Origin of the sequence: Desulfovibrio sp. 1188_IL3213, assembly GCF_036763145.1 — a bacterium.
Classification (GTDB): domain Bacteria; phylum Desulfobacterota; class Desulfovibrionia; order Desulfovibrionales; family Desulfovibrionaceae; genus Desulfovibrio.
This window is the reverse complement of sequence record NZ_JBAIYR010000077.1, coordinates 1-7,642: the sequence shown is the minus strand read 5'-3', so window position 1 is coordinate 7,642 and position 7,642 is coordinate 1. Positions and strand designations below refer to the sequence as shown.

Sequence of the window (7,642 nt, the reverse complement as noted above, 5' to 3'; positions counted from 1 at the left end):
CGCCCTCAAGCTCGGCCACCTTGGCCCGCAATTGCGCGGCCTCGGTCTGCACGCTCTGGAATGTCGCCATACTGACGTACTGCGACGCATCGGGCGGCGTGGCCTTGGCGGTAGCAATCGCGTTTTGCGCGGCGGTAAGCGCATCATCCTTGCTTTTGAGCAAGGCAATCAGGTTTTCCTGCGGCAGTGTCGCCAGCGCGGCAGTGCAGGCGGCATCATCCGCAGTTTCGGGCAAGCCAAGAAGCTTGCGCAGCATTGCGAGCAGTTTTTCCATGTGGGGATTTCCTTCCTCAATTGTTTTGGCCTGGGCTGGCTGCATGCCGTCCAGGGCCGGATGGTTGGTAAGCGCAACACTCACAAGATCGAGCACTGCGCCTGTGGTCTTGTCCCAGGCAAACACGGGGCTGATGTACTGATATTCCTTGGCGCGGATGGCGGCCCGCGCGCGGTCTGTCCACTCCACCGTCGCAAACAGCCCCTCGGCGGTTATCTCCAGCCCCTCAATCCAGCCAGCCGCCGGGGCTGGTTGGCCGTTTTTGTCGCTCAAGTGGGTCTGGTGCTCGTAGTCAACAACAGTGCGCGTCTTTCGCCGGAACCAACGATTGACAAGGGCCTGCGCATCATCCGCCGTCAGCCTCCATGCAGTAACCGTGACCCCCGTGATATTGCCGGGGCGACCATCGCGCGCGGCAAAAGACCCCACGGGGAAGACCTGTATGCGGCCTGTGGTTTCGCCATATCCCGTGGACATGGTGGCCTCGTCTGTGAGGGCGACTATGAGTGCGTGCTGTGTGGTGTGCGTGTTCATGGCCCTGGTGTACCAGGGCCGGAGGCGGAAGAAAGACTGGCGCGCGTCAGCGGTTTGTGGATTGCCTGGGGCCACCATGTGGCAACGCGCAAAAGAAGGGCGTTAGAAGGGCGTTAGATTTTCTCAAACATCAAAAGACAGGCAACGGCCCATGACGGGGCAAAACAGGGGCGCAAATCGGGCGGCAGCCTATTTACCGAGGAGGGCCTTGCGGGCATAGTCGGCAATGATCTCTTTCATGTCCTGTTTGTCGTGCGGGCCAACGCCAAGAAAGCGGCGGCGCGGTATCTCGCTGCCGGGGTGAAAGACCGCCCGGCGTACATAGGACTTGCCGCCCTTGCGCCATGCCAGGGCCTTGCCTTTGCGGGCGCGTATCCAGTGCGCGCGGGTGATGCCGCCGAAGCACTGGATAGCAGCATACGTAAGGTTGGTGCCATAGCGGGCATAGAGGTGGCCGTAAACCTGATGCATGCTGGTGCGCAGTGTCCCATCGCGCTGAAGCATGGGACCGGTGTGTCCGTCCTCTATGCGCTGGCGCTTGTAGTCTGGGGTGAGGCTGGGCCACCTGGCCCCGGTTATGGGGTCAGTCTCGGTTTCAAAGGCGCGGTCTGACGCTTCGCCCATGACCTGGGCAAGCTCCATCATCAAGGGCGTAGTATCCTGCATGGCGTGGACAAGCCGCGTCAGGGCGACGTCGACTTCGGCGGAATCCAGATTGACTTCAATTTTGAGCATAGTTATTATCCCTGTAGCAAAAGCTGATACGGGCGCGAAAGCGGGTGCTTGACGGAGCGACACCCGCCGTTAGGGGCTTTGAGGAGTACCGTTATACTCCCAAGGCGGAACCTCGTATCAGCTTTTTGTTTTGCCGTGTACAAGCCACCCCTCGCGCAGACTGTCCATATTTTTAGGTGTGCGCTGCATCATGTTCCACAAAAGCGACCCATCGCGGTTGATACGCACGACAACCAGCAGGGCGTATTTCCCCTCACTGAATAATCCAATATAATTCTCACGCAGCTTGCCGTCCGCATGTTCTTTGAGCCAGATTTCATGCGGCTGCTCAAGTGTGGGCAAGATATAATTTGCATAGCGTTCTCGCGCATCGGCCTTTTTGGCTACAAGGTGCGCCAGATTGTCGCGCCAGATAGTGCGCTGGCCCATTGGCGTGGTGATTGTGCGCAGGCGCTCATTGCCCACAAAGCCCAACGCCTTGGCAAGCTGGGCCTCTGCTGCGGCGCGGCTGGGGGCCATTGGCAGCATGGGGGGCGTGGGCTGGCGCTGTGCGGCGGGTACGTCACGCAAGGACGGCAGGCCCATTTTACGCCAGCTCGTGGCGGCACGTTGCAGCGGCTCCGGCATGTTGGCCTTGAGATCGGCTACAAACGTCTGGCCGGGGTTGTAGTCAAAGCCCGCATCAGGGAAAAAGTGAGAACCGTTGGGCATGCGGTAGCCCGTGACCGTGCGCGGCTCGGGCTGCCCGGTATCAGGGTTGCGAATGATGACTTCTTTTTCAATGGCGTCACCGCCGCTGTCTTGCAGCGCGTATCCGCCACGCTTAAAGCCACGCTCTGATAAGGTATCCACCCGGCAGCGACAGTGCCAGCCGTTGGGCGGGTACATGGTCTGCCAGATGGGATCGTCATAACGGTACACAAGCCCGTTCATGGCCGCGTGGCTAGGCCGCGTCCTGGCATCCATGATGGCCATATAGCGCCAATACGGGGCCACGGCAGCACTTTCCACCTGCTGCTTGTAGCGCCCGGCATTGTACGCTGACTGCATGTTTTGACGGTAGATGAGATTAAGGCGGCTGGCGCTGCCGCGCTCCCCCTTGCGCACCTCGCCCGTATCTGGATTGACTATATCCCCCTTGCCCCACCAGCCTTTGCGCTTGAGCGTATCTTCCAGCCCGTGCCGAAACTGCGCCTTGCTCTGGCCTTCGGCAAGGGCTTTTGCCGTGGCGGCCTTGATGTCGGCCAAAAGATCAGCCTTGGTCACGCCAGCAACCGTAAACGCGCGGGCGTGGGCCTCGCGCCATGTGTCTTGCCAGCGGAACGATATTTTATGCCCTTTACTTTCAAAATACCGGATGGCCTCACGCGGGGGCAGATTGCAGGCGTGGGAAAGATCAATATCGGTGCTCATAACAATACCTTTGTGCGGGCGTAAGTTTTGATGCAATGCAAGGACGGCAAATGCCGGGCTGCGGGAGTGTAGAAAAAACTACATGACCAAAGCACGGCATGCCGCCTGACGCCGCAGTGCGCAAAAATCACGCCTGCACCCGCCCCCACACCTCGCTGACAAACAGCGCCCGTGCCATGATTTCGGCCAGCTGGGTTTCGTCCATCTGCGGGTACAACTCGCCCAGACGGGCTTGCATGTCTTCGGGCGACAACCCGGCATCAAGCTCCGCAATCAGTGGGGCAAGTAGTGCCTCGCCTGCCAGCGCCAGAGCCGCGCTGGCCTGCATGCCATCCAGAGCGCCCTGCGCTGCATCCTGCGGGGGGCGTGCCATAGGCCCGGCCTTGGCATGGGCCGTGCGCGTGCTGGCGTCTTCCTGCCCTTGATCCTCCGGCGTAGATACATGTGTGGCCCGGATACGGTCGTTGTCGTCAGCCGCAACGGGCAGCTTGAGCCGTTCCATTATGCCCCTGCTGCTGATGGGCAGGTACGGCGCAAGGCTCGGGATGGCATTGGCGTACAGCTCCAAGTCTTCTGCCTGCTGCGTGTCAAACCGAAAATACGGCAGCAGTTTGCGGTCAGTGATGCCAAGGTTAAGCGCACACAGCGGGGCCACAAGCTGGGCCGTAAGCGTTGATGCCAACTGCGCTGCATCAGCCACAAGCAGATCGTGCCGTATCTCGTTATGTACCATGCCCAGGGCGTTGGTGCTGGTTTTGCCATCCGCCTGACTTGTCAGCGTGCCGCCCAATATGGCCTTGCTCATGCCGCGTTCGCAGCGTTCAACCAACAGCCCCGGTATATCCTGCGTGGCGGGGTTGACCGTTTCAAAAACGATGTCCATACCCTGCGGTATGATGCCCGCCGCATCCTGCCCAAGTGTCCGCAGGGCGTTGAGCAAGGCATGCTTATCATCCTTGCTGCTGCCGGGCGGATATTTGCCCACGCGCATGGGCAGGCCATGAATCTGCGTAAAGGCCATTTCACTATTGAGGGCATAGGCGCGAATGAGGTACGTCCACGCCAGCACACGGAACAGTCCGGCACGCGGCAACCAGCCGCTTTTGCTGCGGTGCTTGTGTACAATCCAGCCCAGGGGCCAAAGAGGCGCACCTTCCAGCGTGCCGTCGCGCAGATGAAGGCAGTTACGGTCGTTTTGCGGGCAGGTAAACCACGACTGCGGGCGGAATGTCAGCTCGGATGGCAAATGAATGCCCTCGGAAAATTCCCACTGAAGCTCAAGAGCGGAAAAGCCGTGGCCGATGCCATCGGCCATATCAAGCAGCACGTCTTCAAAATCCGGCAGCATGTCAAACCATTCACGCACCTTTTCTGCGGCATCTTTGGCTTTGGCGTCGTCGCTGGCGGGTATGATGTTCCAGTCCAGCGTAAGCAGCGCCCGGCGGCGCTTGCCCATCTCGGCCGAGAGGTGATCGCAGCGATCCTCCATATCTGCAAACAGCGCATGCTGTTCCATAATCTGCCCGGCGTCTGCGGCTTCAAGGATGCGCACCAGACGCGCAGGCGTGAGGCCGCGTGTGAGATCGCCCCATTGCTCCAGACAGAGCAAGGACGTAGCAAGGCTGCCCTCTTCGGACTGGCGCGCGCCGTGCAATACGCCGGGGGCGGGTTTGACAGAAGCTGCCCGACGGCGCGGGCGGGGGCGAAACAGAGGCATACTTACCACCTTTGCGGGCTGTAGCCGCCCGCGCAGTCGTCAAAGTCGTCAATATCAGTGCCAACCATGCCGCCAAATGGAGACACGCGCGGCACGCGGATAAAGGCATCCTGCAAGCTCACAAAGCCACGGGTTGCCACGCGCCAGAGCATTTCAAGCGCGTCCGGTCCGTCATCGTGGTCGGCCTTGGGCCAATGGCGCAACTGGTCTATAAGCGTGTGCTGGGTGTGGTGCAGCAGTATGCGGCCTTGCGCCATATAAGGATGCAGGGTTTCAATACGCAAATCTTTGTCCGTGCTGTTTACAACAGGCTGGATAGGCAACGGTGTGCCGCTGGCAATGGCCCGCTGTATGGCAACGTCTGCAAAGAATGCCTGGAACTGCACAGTTTCAACGGCCCACATCAGGCAGTTATACGAGCGTTGCAGGGCAATCATGTCTTGTATGATGCGGTCAGGGTGGCGCTTGCGGATAAGCGCTTCAAGCGTAAACAGACGCATGGTATCACGGTGCAGGCCACCGACAAGCAAAGCCGAGGGGTCGCGGCCCTTGCCTGACTTACCAAGCGACGGGTCACACGCGCCAAAAGGCAGCAAGCCGGAAGGCAGCTCCGTCCACAGCACAATCACACGGGCAAAGGGGGCATTGCCCGTGGACAGCGGGTCGTTTTGCTGTTCGCTGTCAAAGGCGTCATGGTTTTCTGCCCGCTTGCACATGAGCTTGTACAAGGGGCGGTAGCTGGGCCAGCTCACAACCGCGCCCGCGTCCATAGCGGCACGGTTGGCACTGTAATACGCAAGGGCCGCGTCTGGCCCGCCATCCTCGCTTCTGTCGTTGTAGATGGCCTCCCACGTATCCCACAGATCCATATGGTCGGGCCATTTTATGATGCTCTGGAAGCGTTTGCCACGCCACGCGGGCTTTTTGAGCGTGCGCGCCAGCACGGAATCATAATGCAGGATGGTACCCACATAGATGATGTCCATGCTGTCGTCAGCGGGGCCAAGGTTCAGCACCGTAGACATGAGCCAGTTTTCCAGTTTGTCGCGTTGTTCAATACTCTTGACGTTCTCGTCGTTTTCAAGGTCGTCGAGAATAACCAAATCCGGGCGCAATGGGCCATGCCGCAAGCCGCGTATACGCTTGAGCGCGCCAAACGCCTGTATTTTGATATTGCCAGTTGTGACGATAGTGCCCACATTCCAGATGCGGCCAGCCCCGGTGTGTTCGGGGAAGTCCGTTATAAGGCGCGGGTTACTTTCAAGTTCTACCTTGATGCCCTCCAAGAAAGGGGCTGCCTGCTCAAAGGCGTCAGCAATGATAGGTATATACCGCTTGCGCCCGGTAAGCGCGCACCACAGCACCAGCATCAATGTGATGCGAGTAGACTTTGCTTCGCCGCGCGGCGCTGCAAGCGCCTGCTTGATGCCTTCGGAGGCGTCAACAACGGTGGGCAGGTTGGCGTCAATCCACTCATGCAGTGCGCTGGGGCCAGTGGGCTTGCCGCCTACCTGCGTGTAGTGCGGAAAATATGTTTCGCAGAAAAATTTGAAGTTCGTTTGCGCGCATTTACGGCGGGCCTTGGATGCCTTGGCGTCAACCGGGAATGCCGCACAGTTGGCCTCAATAGTGCGGCGCAGAGTGTCGGCATACTCGCCAAGCTGCTGCAAAAACTCCTTTTGCGTGAGGTCTTTCTTAGCCATGCGCGCCCCCAAGCGCCTGCGGCAAACCTGCGGCAAACGGTTCCAGCACCTCTAACAGAGCATGGGCATGCTGCGGGTATTCGCGCTGCACATACTCGCCCAGGAGGCGCAGCACGCGCAGGGCCACGGCAAGCTCGCCCGTTTCTGGCAACACCCTCTTTGAGGCCGCAAGCATTTTATTGAAGCTGTCTGCAAGGCTGGCAAGGGCTTCAACTTTTTTGCCCGCAGGAATGTCTGCGGAGGTCATGACTGTTTCCAGCAGGGTTTTGTGCATGGTAACATAGTCACCCACCATCTGCCGGGCTATGGCCTCCACACCCTCACCTGCAAGCGCCTGCGCGCCGCGCAGCTTGTCCCAATCGTCTCCAGATTTGAGGGCGCGGGCCTTCCAGCTGCGGAGAGTCGCCAGTGGCACGCCGTGGGCTGTGGATACCTGCGTCAGCGGCAGCATGTCATATATATAGGCCGCACGGGCAGCGTTGCGAGTTTTAGCGTCGTGGGCCATTATTTAAAACCGCCTTTGAAGTATGCGCCGAGGACACCCGACACAAATGACAGCAGGCTGATCAGCACGCCGATAACAGCCCGGCTGCCAGCTTTTTTGCCCTCTTCGAGTACACGAGCCTCACGCAGTTGACGCACCTCCAGTTCAACTTCGCGGAGCCGGTCTGTCGCGTCACCCAGTTGAGCAAGCAATAAATCCAGCTTGGCATTAAGCCGGGCAAGCTGGACCGCGTGATCTGTGTTGGTGTCCATCGGCGGCATCGTGTTTACATCCCCATACCGGTCAGCACAGTCAGCAGTGCCGCATCAATGGGAGGAAACCCATAATGTGGGAAGTGATAATTCAGGACCGGCCAAAGGATAAAGTGATATAGCAATGCACCGCCAATCACGATGATACTGCCCTTGCCGAAGGGCGTGACCTGTCGCCGTGTGCTTTCGTCGCCCGTCTCGGTGTCAACCGTGGTGACTTTGCGCACAAACATACGGCCAATACCGCCAAGCGCGGCTCCCAAGATTCCCATACTAGCCTCCAATGGTACGCAGCAGCCGCCCTTCGGCAGCGCGGCGGCTCTGGTAACCCGCCCACAAGTCGCCATTACACAAACGGCGGGCGGCGTCCGCCCAATCCTGCCGCACAAATGCCGCCCAGGTGTTTTTGAACTTGGGTATGCTGCCCGGCCCGCGCTGATAGATGATGCTCATAATAGCCGCCTGGGCTTGCCACGGCAGCTGCGCGAAAATTCCGGTTCCGGCATCGCG

General features: G+C 59.5%; 8 protein-coding genes and 1 pseudogene. All 9 read right to left on the bottom strand.

The window, feature by feature from the left end; translation table 11 throughout:
- The coding region (locus V6C16_RS05445) for a phage protease (protein WP_333542859.1) at nucleotides 1–886 on the bottom strand (886 nt) is incomplete at its 3' end.
- Nucleotides 887–997: 111 nt separating this feature from the next.
- Nucleotides 998–1,543: a phage virion morphogenesis protein gene (locus V6C16_RS05440; RefSeq protein ID WP_333534473.1), complete on the bottom strand. Its 546-nt coding sequence runs from the start codon at nucleotides 1,541–1,543 to the stop codon at nucleotides 998–1,000.
- 117 nt (nucleotides 1,544–1,660) lie between these two features.
- Nucleotides 1,661–2,956 (bottom strand): phage minor head protein, encoded by a 1,296-nt coding sequence (locus tag V6C16_RS05435; protein WP_072311431.1) that lies wholly within the window; start codon nucleotides 2,954–2,956, stop codon nucleotides 1,661–1,663.
- Between the two features lie 127 nt (nucleotides 2,957–3,083).
- Nucleotides 3,084–4,673 carry a DUF935 domain-containing protein gene (locus tag V6C16_RS05430; RefSeq protein WP_296986077.1) on the bottom strand — a complete coding sequence of 530 codons (1,590 nt, stop codon included), beginning with the start codon at nucleotides 4,671–4,673 and terminating at the stop codon, nucleotides 3,084–3,086.
- Between the two features lie 2 nt (nucleotides 4,674–4,675).
- A complete protein-coding gene (gene terL, locus V6C16_RS05425; RefSeq protein ID WP_296986080.1) occupies nucleotides 4,676–6,376 on the bottom strand; it encodes a phage terminase large subunit in 1,701 nt (566 codons plus the stop codon).
- Nucleotides 6,369–6,881, bottom strand: a complete 513-nt coding sequence (locus V6C16_RS05420; RefSeq protein ID WP_333535274.1) for a DUF1804 family protein — start codon at nucleotides 6,879–6,881, stop codon at nucleotides 6,369–6,371. Before V6C16_RS05420 ends, terL begins: the two co-directional genes overlap by 8 nt.
- Complete coding sequence (locus V6C16_RS05415) at nucleotides 6,881–7,132, bottom strand: hypothetical protein (protein WP_072311427.1); 252 nt, start codon at nucleotides 7,130–7,132, stop codon at nucleotides 6,881–6,883. Before V6C16_RS05415 ends, V6C16_RS05420 begins: the two co-directional genes overlap by 1 nt.
- Before the next feature lie 14 nt (nucleotides 7,133–7,146).
- Nucleotides 7,147–7,404 (bottom strand): hypothetical protein, encoded by a 258-nt coding sequence (locus V6C16_RS05410; RefSeq protein ID WP_333535275.1) that lies wholly within the window; start codon nucleotides 7,402–7,404, stop codon nucleotides 7,147–7,149.
- A gap of 1 nt (nucleotide 7,405) precedes the next feature.
- Nucleotides 7,406–7,642: pseudogene (locus V6C16_RS05405) on the bottom strand (pesticin C-terminus-like muramidase); the annotation flags it as partial.

What these genes read in the sequence shown, in the direction of transcription:
- V6C16_RS05440 (WP_333534473.1), bottom strand. Translation starts at nt 1,543, where the DNA reads ATGCTCAAAATTGAAGTCAATCTGGATTCCGCCGAAGTCGACGTCGCC.
- V6C16_RS05410 (WP_333535275.1), bottom strand. Translation starts at nt 7,404, where the DNA reads ATGGGAATCTTGGGAGCCGCGCTTGGCGGTATTGGCCGTATGTTTGTG.
- V6C16_RS05420 (WP_333535274.1), bottom strand. Translation starts at nt 6,881, where the DNA reads ATGGCCCACGACGCTAAAACTCGCAACGCTGCCCGTGCGGCCTATATA.
- V6C16_RS05430 (WP_296986077.1), bottom strand. Translation starts at nt 4,673, where the DNA reads ATGCCTCTGTTTCGCCCCCGCCCGCGCCGTCGGGCAGCTTCTGTCAAA.
- terL (WP_296986080.1), bottom strand. Translation starts at nt 6,376, where the DNA reads ATGGCTAAGAAAGACCTCACGCAAAAGGAGTTTTTGCAGCAGCTTGGC.
- V6C16_RS05415 (WP_072311427.1), bottom strand. Translation starts at nt 7,132, where the DNA reads ATGGACACCAACACAGATCACGCGGTCCAGCTTGCCCGGCTTAATGCC.
- V6C16_RS05435 (WP_072311431.1), bottom strand. Translation starts at nt 2,956, where the DNA reads ATGAGCACCGATATTGATCTTTCCCACGCCTGCAATCTGCCCCCGCGT.